Below are 16,968 nucleotides of genomic sequence, written 5' to 3' on the forward strand. Positions count from 1 at the left end.
GCTAAGATCTGAATCGTCTTCCGAGCCGCTGGCGCAAACCATGAAGACGTGGATCTGCGGTGACAGCAGGATTCTTGGCCAGCCGTTCAAGCACGCGATCCGTCGCGTACGGCCATTTTGAAGGATCGCCGGCAAGAAGTTTGCACAGAAGGGATAGGACTTCAGCAGGATATGAGTCAGTGAGACCACCCTCGCCGTCCTCTGCCAACCCGAAGGCGTCGAATCCATTACACGATGTCAAGCGCGGAAGGATCAAGGGAAGCAAACGTGGAAAAAGAGCGCCTGACTCAAGCATGAAATCGACAAGCCGAGCTGAGATTTGTTCGGTGCGCAACGCCTTCTGAAGAGGCCAGACCGATCGGAAAAAGCGAAGGACTACGTCCGCAGCAACCACGTTCGACTGATGGGAGTGTCGCAGTTGCCAAAGGACTCCTGTCGCAATGCCTGGCCCTCCATGAATGAGTACTTCACGAAGTTCGATATCGCTCAGGTTTTGCCTTCGGCGAGCGATTTCCTGTGACCAAACGAAGGTCAAAATTCCCGCGAGGTGGCTGCTATCGCTCCGGCGGCTTTTGGATGTTCGTGCACGAAAAAGCAGGGAATCCTTCATTTTTCGAAACAATGGTGGTCGCGGAGCAGCGTTCTGTGAAAGGAATCCATCGAAAAATGCGTCCGACGCGGCGTCTTCGTCTTTCATGGCCGGAAGGATGGCTGAGTTTGTCCATTTTCGGTCGACGTGGAATAGAAAGTTTAAACGACGGGAAAGGAGTACAAGCGCCAGGCATCGAACATGGCCAGGAACAGCTAGGATCCCATCCATTTTGGCTTTCCAGCTTGGTGGCAATCCTCGCCCCGCTCTCATTGACTTCAGTGCTGGGTCAGAAAGCAAGGTATTCACCAAGTTGTAGACTGGCGAGTTTAATGCCTCATCTACCCAACTATGCTCGCTGTTCCTGGAACCCTTCCCCGGCGGTATGCGCCTGATGGCGTCGACACATTTCTCCCAGAGAGGACCGATTTTGTCGGGGCAATGATCATACAACTTGTCAGCCACCGCGTTCAGCCAATCCGAGACGGGATATAAGATTGGATCGAACAATGAGTTGGGCAGATCCACAAGGCGAGCCCCTATAAGGCCTATCATCCTGACGGAGTCTGTCTTTCGCCCTTCCGCTCTCAGGAAGCTGCTCCAGTGGGCAGTAGGGGCTTCACCCCGATTGGCGACATATGCCAGGGCGGAAAGAGCCTTCACTGGCTTGGCGTCCACCAGTCCGCGAAACCTATCGTGGACGACGCGCTCGCTAAAGTCGATCTTCGCCGGGTCCCCGGCGTTGGCGATGATTTCCGCGATGGGGAGATCCGTTAGGCTTCCCGGACTGGTATTCGTCCCAATCGAAAAGACTCCTCCCGCATTAGAGCTTGCCGCCTCTTCGACATTCGGGGCGTGCTCCCCGAGCACCTCGAGGAGCTGCTCTATTGCACGCTTCGCTTCTACCGATATGTCGAGACCTTGCGAGACCAGCCACCCCAATCTTTCAACGCGGCTTATCTCGTCATAGACCAGCGCCTTGTCTACCTGCCCCTGCCAAGGGAAGGACGTCTTGAGGAACTTGGTTTCAATCTCCCGTCGACCGTCGATCGCCAAGTCGTTCCAGCGGGATCGCAGTGCGAGAAGCAGATCTCTCTTTTGTTGATCGTCCCAGAAAGCCGTGTCGCTCAATTCAATGAAAACGACTGCGGCCTCTTGGGGAGACAAGAGCCCCGCTTGTCCGGCCGCCCAGATTCGAAGTCGAGCGAATATCCCATCATCGGATTTCGGCCATCGCAGAAATTCCGCACGAGCAAGTTCGAGGGAATACGACTTTAGCCTCGCCATGAGACTTTGAGCGACACGCACCGGTCCGGCCAATCCGTAGACGTCAAGTCCTCCCCCCTCTGGGTTCTCCCAAGTCGAAGGAAGAAAGACGCGGTCCCCGTCATGCACTTCAAATTCCAACGACTTCGCAAGCTCGAGATTCTGGACGAACTGACGAACTGCGTATGCCAAAACGTGGTCCGAAACCTCTAGCATGCGATGCGGCTTTGGATACTCCACTTTCAATGAGTATGGCCGTGGTGGAGTACGGCCAAACGAGAACATTGACGATCGCTCGATTATAAGGCGTGGTCGGTAAACAAGGGCGAGCTGTCGCACGAGATCCTCAGTCCATCCCGTATGACCAACTTGTTGTTCTATCCTGAATATCTCGTGGTGACTTCCGGGGCGGCGTGCATCCCAGGCTCTAAAAAGGTATTGCCAGCCGTCGGAAATCCCCTCTTGAAAAAATTCAAATCGGGCCTCGAGCTGGTTTAGGACTCCCGCTCGGACGTTGTTGTGAAAGCCTTGCTGCCCGATAGCCCACTCCAAAGCCTCGGGATCTGATGATACGCGCCACAGCCATTGGGACAGGAGACCAAGACGTCGCGGGAGTGTTCCATCGACTGTTGCTTCTTGACCTCGAAAAGAGGTCAAGGACTCCCTGCCAACTTCGGCGAGATCCGCCTTCGAAAGAGAGAACGCGTCCCAAGCGCCAGAGGGGATTTTCCTCTCTGCTAACATCCTGTCAGGATCGACTGGTTCCGGCACTTCGTCAGAATCGAGACACCGTCGGTCGAAGGGATCCGATACCGACCGAGTGGCGCCGTCATCGTTCCGATAGGGCCGTTCATAACGTTCCTTCGGGTCCATCACCTTCAGCCACGATGCCGGGAGCAACTTCTCGGAATCGAGAATCTGGTGCATCCCCTCTTCGGTCGATACGAGATGCGCGACCTGCCCACGGACATGTGGCTCGAGGTTCTCAGGGCCCGCCGCGGCGGCCTCAATGATCGACGAATACCATGTATCGACGTTCCGCGCGCGTACCGCCCAAGCTTCCAACGTTTCCCACAGCGATCGATATCCGTTCGCTGGATCGTATGCCAGAGCCGTGACACCCTTCTGTTCCCACAAAGCCGCCGCAGTCGATCCTTCCCCCGACTGGAACGCGTACATGCGCCCGCCTTCGTCCGATGTCGATTTCAACGCTTCGAGGAGATATTGGACCGGCGGATCGTCCGCGGAGTAGCCAAGGAAGACTACGCTGTACTTGCGTAGCAGGGACTGCATGAACTGGGTCGCCCAACCGTCTGCAAGATAGGCTTTGCCGAAATCGGCGCTGGACAGAACGAAACCATCTTCGTCCGGTCCAAGATAGTCTGCGGTCACTCGACCGTGCAGGTGGACTATCCCGCGAAAATCAGCTCTTCTTGGGTCGGGAAGGTGACCCGGCCCAACCGACGGCAGGCCTGGACTGCTTTCCTCGAAAAGCAAATCGAAATTGGTTGTCACCAGACGCGGGTCAGTCCCGCTGACGGCGGCAAGGTCCAAAATCAAGCGATGCGCGCTTTTGTCCGCCTCCGCGGTAGGACGCAGTTCGGCGGCGACTGCAGCCTGGACATCTGCTGTTAGAAACTCCCGTTCAAGTAGCGAGAAGACGCGATCCGTTGCGATAAAGCCGCCAACTCCGGCAATAGGTGACGCGTTGGTCGCGACCTCTAGCAGACGGCGTGCCGGACTATCCTGCCCTGCTCCAAGCCTCTCAATGACCTTGCGCGCGAGCTGGACGAAATTATCGAGTTTAGCGCGCGCCTGCGATACCCCTGCCCCACAGAAAAATACCACGTCTCCCCGATCACGGGAGATGAGAAGCTCGTCGGGAATAAACGGACCGTTGGCACAGAATCGCATGTCAAAAATCGTAGAGCGTCGGTCCCGTCACTTCAAGTAATGGTTGAACTCAGTTTCTTGCGGATTCAGTCGAAATAGGCATCGTCGTGGAGAGACTTTAGGACATGCTCGGCCGCAAGATCGATCTCAATCTGCATACACCCGAAGAATTGAAGCAACTTGCCGGCGACTGCGTCGTTGGCGCGATCGTGGAAGGCGGTAAGGTCACGTTGATCGAAGGCTGGACTCGTGGCCAAAGACGATCCTTTCGCCAGTCGGGGGCAGGGCCATTGTTCGGCGCAATAGCTCCCGGTCGACGATTGCGAACGTGGAGCTGACAATTGATTTGGGGTCCCGTCGGTCTGCCGTGGTGGAAGCGCTAGCTCTTCAGGTCGAACAGCCTCTTCGTGCGTACCTGTGCTTGAATTCCTGGAAGCTGCCATTCCGCGAGCTGTCCCATTTCGTTCAAGGCGGTCCAGCAGGCGATCGTCGTCCCACCCCTCACGTCGTCGACGCGCGCGCATAGGCGTCCAATGCAGTTCCGCAGCTGCGGAACGGTTGCGAGCCACATGTCGGCAGTAGGATTCGACTGGTTCGAGCACGGCGCCTCCGGACCAACCACGAGCAGCCCATCGAAGGTGAAACCTTCGAAGTTCGCCCGAAGCCATTCGATATGGTTATGGCATTGACCGACGTCCGCCTTACTGTACTCGCTCCCCGCTTCCTTCTTGGTCTTAAGTTCGAACCCTATCAACGTCTTCGTCTTCTCATCGGACCATACGACGTCGGGTCCGGCGTTGACGTCATTGTCTGGTCGCGAAGCATTGAAACCCAGCCGCTCTCCGACCCTTCGCAGGGACTCCTCGTGCTGGTTCGATGACAGATCCTGACGCGCCAACTGATCGATCTCGGCCCTGAGCTTGGCGACGAAGTCGGCGAGCGCCTGCGGTCCCTGGTTGCATACAGAAAGGAGCTTGTGATGGAAGTCATTCTGGGCTTGGGCCTTGAAAGCACCGGACTCGAAAACGGCGCGAAACGGCAGGTTCAGCCGCTGTGTCAACCTTGATCTTGCCCGCGTGTAATGGACGCTGGCATTTTCGTCGTCTCCTTCAATCTCATAGGTCATGCCAAGCCAGACAGAATACCAGCCTGCAAGCTTCGGATCGACGACAGCCACGGTGTTGAGCACCTCGATGATGGCCTTACGTGCGCCCGCAATGTCTCCGTTCCAGAGCGCCGACATGAAGTCGCTTTCGGCTTTCGCGCCGACAGCGAGGGCCGTTTCGCGCTCGCGCACCTTGTCGGCGACCTCCTTGGACAGGCTCAGGCCGTCTATGGTGTCCCGATAGTAGTCAAGCCAGTCGGGCTTGCGATCGATCACGTCGTTGACGAGCTGGACGACCTGGTTTTGCGTGGCCTTGGGGATGTCCTTTTGAAGGTTCTGGCCCAGCATGACCTGCTTTCGGAGCAGATCAGGCAAAAGCGCGATATTGCGTTCGTTCTTCAACCAGACATTGATATCGCGGCCATAGACGAGGAACGCGCCGTAATCGCTTCTCCCTCGATTGATGCGGCCGAAAAGCTGTGTGATACGGCTCGCTAGCTTCATCGAGAACAAGTTGTTCATCTGTAGCACGTCGAAGAGAAACCTCTCCATCGAACTCGAGCCTGCCGGCGCTCCGTCAATCAGCATGATCCTGCAGGTATCCTGTGGAAGGTCGATACCGTCGACGCGCGAGACGAGACTAAACATGCCGTTCTTGGCATTTCGGAAAACATTCAAGCGTTCGGAAAAGTCCTGGGTACTGGGAGGCGCGACCATGGGTTCCCACTTCTTCGCCCTTGCGTAGGAAGGCGTCGATATCAGAACCTTGCGCTTTGCTGACAACTCTGCTGCCACGAGTTTCTCGTTCTCCGATTTCTCGAAGTCGTTTGCGAGAAGGATGAGCCGCTCGCCATTGCCGGCATCGTTGTTCGGCTCGATCCGGTTTGCCTTTGAAGCTCCGAATCCTCTTACGAAATCGGTGTCGTAGTCGAGGGTCGCCGACAGGTAAACTCGACGGACTCCCTTCTGAAGGAAATCGTAGTTTCCGGTGGGAATGAACGGAGGAGTGATCTCGATTTGATCCGAAGAGATAAAGACGGAGCAGAACTGCAGGTGCTCGAAGAGCTGGATGACGCCGAACATCAAGTCCGGCTTCTTTCGATACTCGTGCCTCTTGAAGGCTTCCCGTATCACATGGGCATTTCGATAGGTGCTCGCAGGAGGCGCCATCGTCACCGACCGCAACCCGATGTCGTCGAGAACGAAGTTCAGGTGAGCAAGCTTTCCGACGTTGTCGAATTCAGGCCGAAGAATCGCGACGAGCTCTTGGAACAAGTCTGGATGGAAGCGCTTCTGGACGTTGATCGTGAAGGCGTCGCGGATCATCCTTTCCGCCACGTGAGCGTCGTCGAAGAGTATTGCGGCCGGCGCCTTCTCCCCCCTGAATGGGGTCAGCGACGAGAATAGGGCCGCGTACGTGGTTATGCAGAAAGCCTTGCCAGTCTCGAATAGGTCGTTGTCGAAGGCGCCTCCTGTGCGCGTAGACTGTTTGATCCCAATCCGCTCGCACTCCCGAACGGTTTGTCGGACCAGATCTATGGTGCCACATACGTATACCACCGGCCCGATCTCTTCATTGACCAGGCTTTGGGCGACGAGAACGCCGACGATCGACTTGCCAGCACCTGTGTTCAGGATGATGAGGTTGTCCTCGATCTTTCTGCTAGCGTGCCAGGACGATAGTGCTTCGGCCTGTCCCTTCCATAGGTCGTTCGGCGCGTCACCTAGGTTGGGAGTCTTCTTGAAGATCTCGATGGGATCAGTCGGCGCGGCGACGCTCTTCGGCCGCGACAATCCCGAGTAGTTGATCATGATGCCTCTCCTCGCCCTAGGATAAGCACAATATCTGATTCGTCCGATCACAGAAGTGGGCGACGGGCTTACTAACTTCCTGCCTAACCGGCCACGGCAGCCACCGCTGCAACCGTTCGTTCCGGTCCAGGAGAGCTTTGAATTCGAGAACGAAGGGAACTGTCCGTGATATTCGCGAGCGAGGAACCCGACCGCTCGCGCAAAACCTCTGCTGCCGAGCGCGTCGTCTCGATGCAGAGCCGGCCCGTTTCAATCTTCACCCACGCCGAAGGGCGACATCTCGCTCTATGTGAGAGCCTACTGGCCGAAGGCGGTAGTGCTGGACGGCTCCTGGGCGCCGTCCGCGGTCGCCAGATCGTAAGTTCGTGGAACGCATGCACATGGCCACATCTACCCGGAGCTGATGGCAGGAGTTACCTAATTGCGAAAAAAGCTGGCGTTTATTCACGACGTTGAGAGTGCTATTGCTTTTGAACATGAGCAAAGCGACACCAACGAGAACAACAAATCCAATCCATTTCGAAGACCTTGATCCGAAGCGTTTCGAAGACTTGGTCCGCGAGCTGATCTATGACTTTCGGGATTGGCAAACGATTGAAGCCACTGGCAAAGGCGGGGACGACGACGGCTTCGATATCAGGGCCTACGAACGCACCACTACAACCACCGTCGATGACGAAGGCAACGAAGTCCTTCGCCCAATGGACGGCAATGTATGGATGATCCAGTGCAAGCGCGAAAAAACAATCCCGCCCAGCAGGATAAAGAAGATCCTGGCGGACATCGATCCGAACAATGTGCCATATGGCTACGTCCTGGCTGCGGCGACGAATTTTTCCAAGAAGGCTTACGACACCTTCCGCGATGAGCTGACCAGACTAGGCGTCCTGGAGTTCTATCTTCTCGGAAATGCGATGCTTGAAACCGAGCTCTATCAACCGAAGAACGATAGGATCCTATTTACTTTTTTCGGTATATCGAACGTCGTTCGAAGAAGATCGCGCGCGACCGAAATCAGATCCGAAGTCGCGAACAAAAACAAGGTGATGCGAGTACTCGGAGATAATGCTGCGAACTCTTGGATTTTGGCACGGGATTCGAAGGACAGGTTCTATCCATATGAATGGGAGTATGCAGATTTCGACAAAAACCCCCGCTGGAAGGACTTTGAAGTTGTCGAACTTCATCCACGCGGTCTGATTGTGTCGATAAGATGGTGCTTTGCGTACTTTGACGAGGCATCGAAGGTCTTTGATTTCGCAGAGCCGTCCATAGTGGTCGGAAACCCTCGCGATGGCATGCAGGAATCAGCTCGTGACCGCGAACGACGAGAAAAGGTCGCTCTCGTTAGGGATTATTGGGAAAGATTGCCTCGGAAGAACCAAGCAATGTTTCGCGTAAATGGCATCATTCGTTATGATGATATGCAGGTGATCGACGACAAAGGCGATAGCTGGAATGAGGTTCCGCATATATTTACAGACTTCATAAATGGCTCTCCGGTCTCCGGTACTCGCTCCTTTTTAGAAAAGGGGCAGCAGCAAATCGGACTAGATGACTTCACGCGGGTGTCTTTCTTCCCAAAGTCTTTTCCCGAGCCCAAGTTCGGAGAAATCTACAACAAGGAGGGGTTAGCGTTGCCCGATAGGCTGTGTGAACTGTATGCGAACTTCCGGGGCGGAGAGCTGGAGAACTTATTCGATGTTGACGGACGGTTCGGGCACCTGAAACCGAATGATGTTGCTGTCGTCCGGTTCGGACAAAAGGAAGATCGTTTCATCCAGATAACCCACAGGTACGAAGTGTCGGGTGACTATCTGCTAAAAGAACATCCGCAGATGGCTTGGCAGGTGAAGCAGCAAATCGGTCGAGATCCGTTGCCTGATGATTTGATCCAGGTGCTGGAATGCCGTGCCTGTTACAGACATCAATGGGAAGACCAAGTTTAACTTCCTCCAAGCCAACTTATATGAGCTGCCCCCGATCCGAGCGACGGCGGAAGGATTCAATGAAAATTCCGGCTCTTCACCTTGAGCGTATCGATATGCAGGTCGGGAACATAGATGTCCCGCGGCTTGACGGTGCGCTTCGGATTTTCCCTCGGATCAGGACCACCCCCGTGCGTAAAATAATCCGCCTTGGTCAGGGGGAGCGTGAAGGACTGGTCGCGGTCAGCCAAACCGGATAGATCGGCCGAAAGATCGAATAGCTGCTGCGCCACCAGATGGACGACCTCCCCCTCCCGTTGAATACGTCCGTTTATCGCCATCAGCGAAGCCCCCAGAAGAACCCGACGGCGCCGTTCGAACAATGTCGGCCAGACCACGGTGTTTGCCGGGCCGCTCTCGTCTTCGATCGTCAGAAACATCACGCCCTTGGCGCTGCCGGGCCGCTGTCGCACCAAGACGAGACCAGCCGTCATCAGCCAACGCCCGTCGCGCGCACTCATTGCCTCCTCACAGGTGACGATGTTCCGCTCGGTCAGATCGCGTCTCAGGAAGGCGATCGGATGCTCGCGCAATGTCAGCCCCGTATGACCGTAGTCCTCCACAACGTTGTGCCCCTCGGTCATCTGTCGAAGAGTGACTTCTGGCTCCTGCTGTTCGGCAATCACTCGTGCCTCCCGCTCGGAGGCAGCGGCAAAGAGCGGCAGCGGCTCGTCCCGGAGCGCCTTGATCGCCCAGAGCGCATCCCTACGCTGGAGTTCGAGGGACGGAAGGAAGGCGTCGGCCTCTGCAAGTTCTACCAGGGACGCGGCGGGCACTCCGGATCGCCGCCACATGTCGTCGACGCTCTCGAAGGGGAGATCCATGCGAGAGGCGGTGATCCGCGCAACATCGGCTTCTGCCAGTCCGCGCACCATGCGCATGCCGAGGCGGACGGCATGGCGATCACTGCCTTCAGCGGATTCGAGCGTGCAGTCCCACCGGGATCGGTTGACGCAAACAGGTCGAACCTCCACTCCATGTCGCCTGGCGTCTTGGACGATCTGTGCTGGAGCATAGAAACCCATGGGCTGGGAATTGAGGAGCGCCGCACAGAACGCGTCAGGGTGATGCCACTTCACGAAGCTGGAAGCATAGGCGATGAGAGCGAAAGAGGCGGCATGGCTTTCCGGAAAGCCATAGGAACCAAAACCTTCGAGCTGGCTGAAGGTCTTCTCAGCAAACTCTGAGGTATATCCGTTTCGAACCATGCCGCTGATGAGCTTGTCCTTGAACTTGGAGACACCTCCGGTGTGCTTGAAGGTCGCCATCGATTTGCGGAGCTGGTCGGCTTCGCCACCCGTGAATCCTGCACAGACCATCGCCACCTTCATCGCGCTTTCCTGGAAGAGTGGCACCCCAAGGGTCTTGCCGAGAACTGCTTCCAAGTCGGGCGTCGGATAGTCGACCACCTCCTTGCCTTCTCGCCTGCGTAAATATGGATGGACCATGCCGCCCTGGATCGGGCCGGGCCGGACGATGGCGACCTGGATGACGAGGTCGTAGAAGGTTCGCGGCTTCATCCTCGGCAGCATCGACATCTGAGCACGGGACTCGATCTGGAAGGTGCCAAGCGTGTCAGCCTTGCGGATCATGGCGTAGGTCGCCGGGTCCTCCTGCTCGATATTCGCCAAATTCAGATCGATGTTCTTGTGCTCACGGATGAAAGCGAAGGCTTTCGACATGCAGGTGAGCATGCCGAGCGCCAGCACGTCGACCTTCATCATCTTCAACGCCTCGACGTCGTCCTTGTCCCACTCGATCACCTGCCGGTCCTTCATGGTGGCTGGTTCGATGGGGACAAGGTCATCCAGCCTGTCATGCGTGAGCACGAAGCCGCCGGGATGCTGGCCCAGATGCCTGGGTGCGCCCATGAGCTGCTGGGCAAGTTTCAGCGTCAGAACCAGACGGCGGTCGTGGGGATTGAGGTTCAGTTCCCGGACGTTCTTCTCGCTGATCTCGTCCGACCACGACCACATGCCCGATGACAAGGCCTTGATGACATCCTCAGGCAGCCCCAGCGCCTTGCCGACATCGCGGATCGCCCCTTTCGCCCGATACTTGGTGACGGTGGCGCAGAGAGCCGCCTTGTCATGCCCATATGTCTTATAGATCCATTGGACGACCTCTTCCCGCCGCTCGTGCTCGAAGTCGACGTCGATATCGGGCGGCTCGTCACGCTCCTGGGATACGAAGCGCTCGAACAGCAGGTTGTTGGTCTCGGGATCGATGGAGGTGATGCCAAGGATATAGCAGACGGCGGAGTTGGCGGCGGAGCCTCGCCCCTGGCAGAGAATGCCCTGGCTACGGGCATAGCGGACAATGGAAAACACCGTCAGGAAGTACGGCGCATATTTCATGGTTCGGATCAGATCGAGTTCATGCCTGACCACCTTCAGCACCGATTGCGGCAACCCTTCCGGATAGCGGTTCGGAATGCATTCCCGAACATAATGCTCCAGGAATTCCTGGGCGGTCTTGCCCGGTACGATCGCCTCCTCCGGATACTGATAGGTTAGCTCCTCCAGCGAGAACTTGCAGCGGTCGACGATCTCCATCGTCAGCTGTAGAGCCTCCGGATACCGTGGAAACAGGCGTTCCATCTCTTCCGGCGGCTTTAGGAAACGGTCCGCATGTCGTTCCCGCTCGAAGCCGACCTCATCGATGGTCATGTTGTTGCGGATACAGGTGACGACATCCTGAAGCTGCCGGCGGCCGGATTCGTGAAACAGAACATCGTTCGTCACGACCGTCTTCACCTTGAAACGCGCCGCCAGATTGGACAGTTCGTATAGTCGCATCTGGTCGTTCGGTCGTCGACGAAGACATAGCGACAGATAGGCACGATCGCCAAAGATTTCGGCGTGCTTCCTGAGCTGGACGGCACAGGTCTCGTCGGCAAGGTCGGGCACAAGAATTCCGATCAGGCCCTCGGCATAAAGAGCCACATCCTCGATATGGAGAATGCAGTTGTCCTTGCCGCCCCTGGATTTTCCCAGTGTCAGCAGTCGGGTCAGACGGGAATAAGCAGCACGATCCGTGGGGTAGACCAGGATCGACATGCCGTCCTGCAGATCGAGGCGGCAACCGACAACCAGACGGAGCCCAGTGGACCGCGATGCTTCGAGCGCACGGACGATCCCGGCAAGGCTATTGCGATCGACGATGCCGAGCGCCTGGATCCCCAGTATCTTCGCCGTTGCAAACAATTCGTCGGCAGAGGATGCGCCGCGAAGGAAGGAGAAATGTGTGGTGACCTGCAGCTCGGCGTATCTCATGCGAAGATCCCGTGCAGAAACCAGCGATGCGATCCCGTCTCCGGATCGATGCCGTCACCGCTGCGATAGATCCAGAAGCGTTCACCGGCCTCGTCCTCGACCACGAAATAGTCTCTCACCGCTTCCAGCTCAGCGTCGCGCTTCCACCATTCTCCGAATATTCGCTCCGGGCCGTCGGCACGCTTCACTCGACGTCGTTTTCCACGCCAGGTAATGCTGGCAGGAGGATGGTCCGGGAGAAGCGCAATGGCCTCGATGCGATCTGGTTGCGCGAGCAGACGCACAGGCCGCGGCCAATGATGCACCCAAGACTCCACGACTTGTTCGACGGCCGCAGGAATACGCCGGATACTGCGTTCGGGAACATCGGACGCGACCGGTGCCATCCGATAGACGCGCTGCCCGCGATTGCCGAAGATGTCGATCAACGGCGTGATGTCTCCGGCGCTGTCATCGACCAATGAGGACGACCGTTGTTGGTCGGCAAGCGGTTCCGTCACGACGGCAACGAGCGTCAGCTTCTCGATACCAAAACCCGGTTCGATCTTTTCGGTGCGATTCCGAAACAGCTTCGTCAGCCAGGCGATATCACGGGATGGCTTGGCGGTCCCCGCCCGGATGGCCTGCCTGATGCCATCGACCTTCTCGACGATGAGGTCGGTTCGTCGTACCCCGAGCCCCTTGCGCTGCAACTCGGCGACAAGCTGCACGATCAGACGTCCGACATACTTGTTGATGGTCTCCGCCGCACCGATGGGTTCGGCAAAGGAGCGACTGACCTCGATCAGGTCGGGCGTCCGGATCGGGTCAATGGGTTCCGATAGTCGACCGAAGATTTGGTCGAGCCGTCTGCCGATTTCGGGGCCGAAGCGAAGGGCCAATGGTGCACGTGGCGTTGCCGACAGTTCCCCGATCGTCTTGAAACCCAGCGTCCTCAGATCCCCGACGATCTTGTCCGGCAGCCGCAGCCGGGAAATCGGCAGATGTTCGACTGCGCGAACGGTCTCTCCGGGCGGGATGATGACGATCTCGCGGTTGATGGCGCGGGCGCAGGCATGGGCGGCACCCCAGGTGTCGGCGATCGCCACATGGGTCGCAAGCCCCCTCGCCCGGAACCGGTTGGCAATCCCGGTCAGCATCGGCAACTCGCCACCCTGCAGGTGATCCGCGCCTTCCGTATCCATGACGATCCCATCGGAACCATCCATGGCGACAATCGGAGAATACTGCGTGAGCGCCCAAAGCGTGATCCGCTCGAGCACGGTGGCATCGGCTGCGGGATCGGCATCGATCATGAGAAGGCCGCCGAACAGGGCCTGCGCCTCGGCCGCTTTCATGCCGACGCGGACGCCCACCTTCCGTGCCATGGCGTCAGCCGCTGACACCCAGCGTTTGGAGCCGCTCCTTGAGATGACGACGACCGGCTGTTCAGGCGATATGGCGGGATCTGCCCGCCTGATCCTGTCGATCGGAAGGTCCGATAGATAGATGGATACGACCCGAGGCATCACACGCTCCAACGATAAACTCGGCGCATTCGCCTGCTTTCACTCTCATCAATTCCAGGAACCACCTCGCTCGGCCGACACCTGGTACAGGCAATTCTTCCGACGGCAGCAGGCTGACCCGCCACCGCGTCGTCGACGCCGTCGGCTGCCCGAAATCCGACGCTTCCGTCTGCCTGCGCCAACGTCTGACGGCCAGACCCAAGGTGCCCGTCTTCTCGGCGGCCAATTGCAGGCGGCGAGAGGCAACCATCGGCAGCCGGACGATCTCGCCGACAACGGCACCAAGCCCGCCAAAAGCCAAGGCCTCTTCCATCGACGCCAGGACATTCTCCTCCTTGTCGGCCTCGACGAAGACGACCCGATCCGGATGAAGGCCAGCCTGTGCCAGGGCCGGAAAGAACAGGTCCGGCCGGGTGAGACACCAGACGATCTTTCCCTTCGTCCGTGCGGCAATTCCGGCAACAAACAGGGCTGCCGCCGCACCATCGACGACACCAGCCCCACCGCCGGCGAACTCGTGCAGAGCGCCATAGGCAAGGCCACCTCCGGGAAGGACGGCGTCGATCTCAGGAACTCCGAAGGGCAAATGGTCTGCTTTACGTCCGACAGGCCGCTCCAGGGCGGCAATGCGGGTACGCAGGTCCGATATGACGTGCTCGCGGGCAGCCGCCATTATTCACTGAATCCTTTCGGTTCATGGGGTAAAAGCACGACCTGATGTCGTCACAAATGACCTATGTTCCTGTTCTGTTCTTAATCCCAGACCAAGTCAAGATGGATCAAAACAGGAATTTATTCCCTTGGTTTTAGAGGATTTGAAAATACCGTGATGATTCAGGCCAATAGGACAAGGAAGCAACCAAGCATTGCTGTAGAAATATTTTGCGCTTCTTGATTCCGAGCGGTTACTATGTTCAGGGCACCATACACAAGCCAGCAGCCCTTCACCGGATAGTCCGCCACCTGCCAACGCAACGATGATTACATTCATACAGCAACATCTATGGACTTATCGACTTGTCTTGGTGGGCGTGACGTCTCTTGGATTATATTTTTATCCAGACGTCTTCACGATCGTACCGATCGCGCTTCTGCCAGCTCTCATTGGCGCACTCTACAGCTCATCACGCGAGAGATATAAAAATAACTCGCGGGCGAAGGCCGCGATAGATTGGTACGACGGTGTTGTCTGGATTTGGCGCGGCTTTCCGTCAAACACAATACAATGATCAGCGCCAGGCGACCGAATTCTTGCTCCTGCGGGATGTTTTAGTTGGCGGTGTGGCGGGATTTGAATCCGATCGCATGAGTCCGTTTAGCATCGGCACGGACCGCATCCCCGGTATCATTCCTCCAGGCTTATTCGTTTTGCCTATCCGCCCCGCCATTTTTGTTCTGACAAGCGTGCTGCCGCTACTCAAGCGCAAGGCTGGAATGTTCTGTAAACGAACTCTCGCCGAGGCTAGCCTCGGCGGATATGCCGCAGACATGTTCATCGACATTAGTCCAGCCGCGGTTAGCGGAAGCACTACCTTCAGGTACGTCCTGATGATGGAGTTATCAACAACCAATCGCACGGAGACGTTGTATGAGTAACTGCGCGTGCTATCGTCTGTGCAGAGCTAAGTGAGTCTTGTTCGACGACGAGGAGCCATGGACGAATCCTTGAAAACCGCGAGCTTCCAATCACGGGTGCAGGATTGGTTTCAATCGTGTTTCCCGGCAGCAGCCCAGGCCGATCTCGATGAGCGTACACATCGATTTCTTGAGGAGGCATTGGAACTGGCTCAGGCTTCCGGATGTAGTTCATCAGACGCGCACGCGCTTGTTGACTATGTATTTTCCCGTAAGGAAGGCGACGTTACACAAGAGACTGGCGGCGTCCTGGTAACGCTCGCTGCGCTGTGCTCCTTACGAGGGCTGGTCATGGCTGAGGCCGGTGAAAAGGAATTGGCTCGGAACTGGTCACGCATCGAACAGATTAGAGCGAAGCGGGCGTCAAAGCCTCAAGGATCGGCATTGCCTAAATGATCGCTCTCAGCAAAGACAGCGTGGCACAAGCCACGATCGGAAGACTGCGAATCGAGAGCCGCATATAGCAGATGGGCACGCAGGTTTCGTACGCTAGTCCCGAGCTGAAGAACCAATGCCTCGACCCGGTTATGGCAGAGCAAGCCTATGGCCGGACACATGCCGACCGGCTTGCCACCATGATCGCTGACGCGGAAGCGTTCGAAAATGCGCGCGAATGGCATGATTTCCTTGGGGAGGACCTAGTGTCGGCTGCAACAAAATCCTTTCGCGTTGCGTTTGGTACGTTATACACGGCCTCCTTCGAGGCTATCGACAACTACCAACTCGTTGATGGGGCTGGACAGGTCGACTGGTCGACTGTTCAATATATCAAGCTGACTGAAATTGCGGGCCAACAATGATTGAAGAGCGTTCGACACCAGACTGGTTTTCGAAGCCTGGCGATTCCATTCGGACGGTAATGCAACGTCGTGGCATTGCAGCTCGCGAACTGGCTGCTCTATTTGATGACGGCATGGACAAGGTTCGTGCCCTTTTGGATGGCTCAGCCACAATCGACGCGGACGCGGCAGAACGGCTCGCGACGTTGCTCGGGGCTACACAGAAGTTTTGGTTGACTCGGCAGGAGAATTTCGATTCTGCCGTCGCTAGGGCGGTCGAGCGCATTCGCGAGGCGGACAACGAAGATCTTGTTCTTTCATTACCGGCGCCTGGCATAAAGCCGCGCGGACGAATGACTAAAGAGAGGAAGAGTGAGGAAGTCCGCCGCCGTTTGGTTTACTTCAACGTTCCCACGGTTGCGTCGTGGAGTCAGCGTTACGGAAAGCTAGTCGGTGAGACCGACTTTAGAAGTTCAAATACCTTCTCTTCGAGCAACGACGCGATGCTACTCTGGCTGCGCCGCGGAGAACTCGAATCCGACATGGTGACAACTCACACTTGGAACCCAGGCAATTTGGAAGATCGGTTGGAGGCGATCCGTAAGCTATCGCGCGTTCGTCATCCGGAGAGTTTTCTTCCAAAGCTCCGAGAGCTTCTAGCGGAAGTCGGCGTTGCGCTCGTCGTGGTAAAGCCGCCGAAAGATTGCAAGGCAAGCGGTGCAGCGAGGATGGTCGACCCCGACAAGGCGATGATTCTTATGAGCTTCCGATATCGTTCCGACGATCACTTCTGGTTTACGCTCTTCCATGAAATCGGGCATCTTATATTGCATCAGGCCCACACCTTCGTCGATGGAGACGAGACTCCAGTGGACGACAAGGAATTGGAAGCGAACGGCTTCGCGGAAAGCTGTATCATTCCTGCCAATCGCGCATCCGAATTCGAACGGCTTCGCGCCGACCGCGACGACGTCCTCAGATTCAGCGTCTCAATCGGTGTTGCACCGGGGCTCACAGTGGGGCAAATGCAACACCGAGATATGATTGGGCCCGACAAACTCAACTATCTCAAGCGGCGCTGGAGCTGGGATGAGATCACTCCCGCCCTCGCCTAACGG

12 protein-coding genes are annotated in these 16,968 nt (G+C 57.0%); 5 read left to right on the forward strand and 7 right to left on the reverse strand.

Going from position 1 to position 16,968, the window contains the following annotated elements; genetic code table 11:
• Window position 1 precedes the first annotated feature (1 nt).
• The 3 genes from QD409_RS18580 to QD409_RS18590 all read right to left on the reverse strand — a co-directional run bounded on the left by QD409_RS18580 (window position 2) and on the right by QD409_RS18590 (window position 6,665).
• Window positions 2–3,769 (reverse strand): SIR2 family protein, encoded by a 3,768-nt coding sequence (locus tag QD409_RS18580; RefSeq protein ID WP_430763319.1) that lies wholly within the window; start codon window positions 3,767–3,769, stop codon window positions 2–4.
• A gap of 65 nt (window positions 3,770–3,834) precedes the next feature.
• The gene (locus QD409_RS18585) at window positions 3,835–4,005 is read right to left on the reverse strand and encodes a hypothetical protein (RefSeq protein WP_430763320.1); all 171 of its coding nucleotides are present in this window, start codon (window positions 4,003–4,005) and stop codon (window positions 3,835–3,837) included.
• 122 nt (window positions 4,006–4,127) lie between these two features.
• Window positions 4,128–6,665 carry a DEAD/DEAH box helicase family protein gene (locus tag QD409_RS18590; protein ID WP_430763321.1) on the reverse strand — a complete coding sequence of 846 codons (2,538 nt, stop codon included), beginning with the start codon at window positions 6,663–6,665 and terminating at the stop codon, window positions 4,128–4,130.
• Window positions 6,666–7,141: 476 nt separating this feature from the next.
• Here QD409_RS18590 and QD409_RS18595 point away from each other — a divergent pair, with 476 nt between their 5' ends.
• Window positions 7,142–8,614 (forward strand): restriction endonuclease, encoded by a 1,473-nt coding sequence (locus QD409_RS18595; RefSeq protein ID WP_430763322.1) that lies wholly within the window; start codon window positions 7,142–7,144, stop codon window positions 8,612–8,614.
• A 56-nt stretch (window positions 8,615–8,670) separates the two neighbouring features.
• Here the strand turns inward: QD409_RS18595 and QD409_RS18600 are convergent, their stop codons facing one another.
• From QD409_RS18600 to QD409_RS18615, 4 genes are all read right to left on the reverse strand, one after another.
• Window positions 8,671–11,928 carry an error-prone DNA polymerase gene (locus tag QD409_RS18600; RefSeq protein WP_430763323.1) on the reverse strand — a complete coding sequence of 1,086 codons (3,258 nt, stop codon included), beginning with the start codon at window positions 11,926–11,928 and terminating at the stop codon, window positions 8,671–8,673.
• Window positions 11,925–13,436: a DNA polymerase Y family protein gene (locus tag QD409_RS18605; protein WP_430763324.1), complete on the reverse strand. Its 1,512-nt coding sequence runs from the start codon at window positions 13,434–13,436 to the stop codon at window positions 11,925–11,927. Before QD409_RS18605 ends, QD409_RS18600 begins: the two co-directional genes overlap by 4 nt.
• A complete protein-coding gene (locus QD409_RS18610; RefSeq protein WP_430763325.1) occupies window positions 13,357–14,109 on the reverse strand; it encodes an ImuA family protein in 753 nt (250 codons plus the stop codon). Before QD409_RS18610 ends, QD409_RS18605 begins: the two co-directional genes overlap by 80 nt.
• A gap of 96 nt (window positions 14,110–14,205) precedes the next feature.
• Window positions 14,206–14,427 (reverse strand): hypothetical protein, encoded by a 222-nt coding sequence (locus QD409_RS18615; protein ID WP_430763326.1) that lies wholly within the window; start codon window positions 14,425–14,427, stop codon window positions 14,206–14,208.
• 194 nt (window positions 14,428–14,621) lie between these two features.
• Here QD409_RS18615 and QD409_RS18620 point away from each other — a divergent pair, with 194 nt between their 5' ends.
• The 4 genes from QD409_RS18620 to QD409_RS18635 all read left to right on the forward strand — a co-directional run bounded on the left by QD409_RS18620 (window position 14,622) and on the right by QD409_RS18635 (window position 16,965).
• Entirely contained in the window at window positions 14,622–15,032 is a 411-nt protein-coding gene (locus QD409_RS18620) for a hypothetical protein (protein ID WP_430763327.1), read from the forward strand.
• Window positions 15,033–15,089: 57 nt separating this feature from the next.
• The gene (locus QD409_RS18625) at window positions 15,090–15,467 is read left to right on the forward strand and encodes a hypothetical protein (RefSeq protein WP_430763328.1); all 378 of its coding nucleotides are present in this window, start codon (window positions 15,090–15,092) and stop codon (window positions 15,465–15,467) included.
• Between the two features lie 71 nt (window positions 15,468–15,538).
• Window positions 15,539–15,871: a hypothetical protein gene (locus QD409_RS18630; RefSeq protein WP_430763329.1), complete on the forward strand. Its 333-nt coding sequence runs from the start codon at window positions 15,539–15,541 to the stop codon at window positions 15,869–15,871.
• Complete coding sequence (locus tag QD409_RS18635; RefSeq protein ID WP_430763330.1) at window positions 15,868–16,965, forward strand: ImmA/IrrE family metallo-endopeptidase; 1,098 nt, start codon at window positions 15,868–15,870, stop codon at window positions 16,963–16,965. Before QD409_RS18630 ends, QD409_RS18635 begins: the two co-directional genes overlap by 4 nt.
• Window positions 16,966–16,968 lie beyond the last annotated feature (3 nt).

Source organism: Rhizobium sp. BR 315 (assembly GCF_050577975.1).
GTDB lineage: Bacteria > Pseudomonadota > Alphaproteobacteria > Rhizobiales > Rhizobiaceae > Rhizobium > Rhizobium miluonense.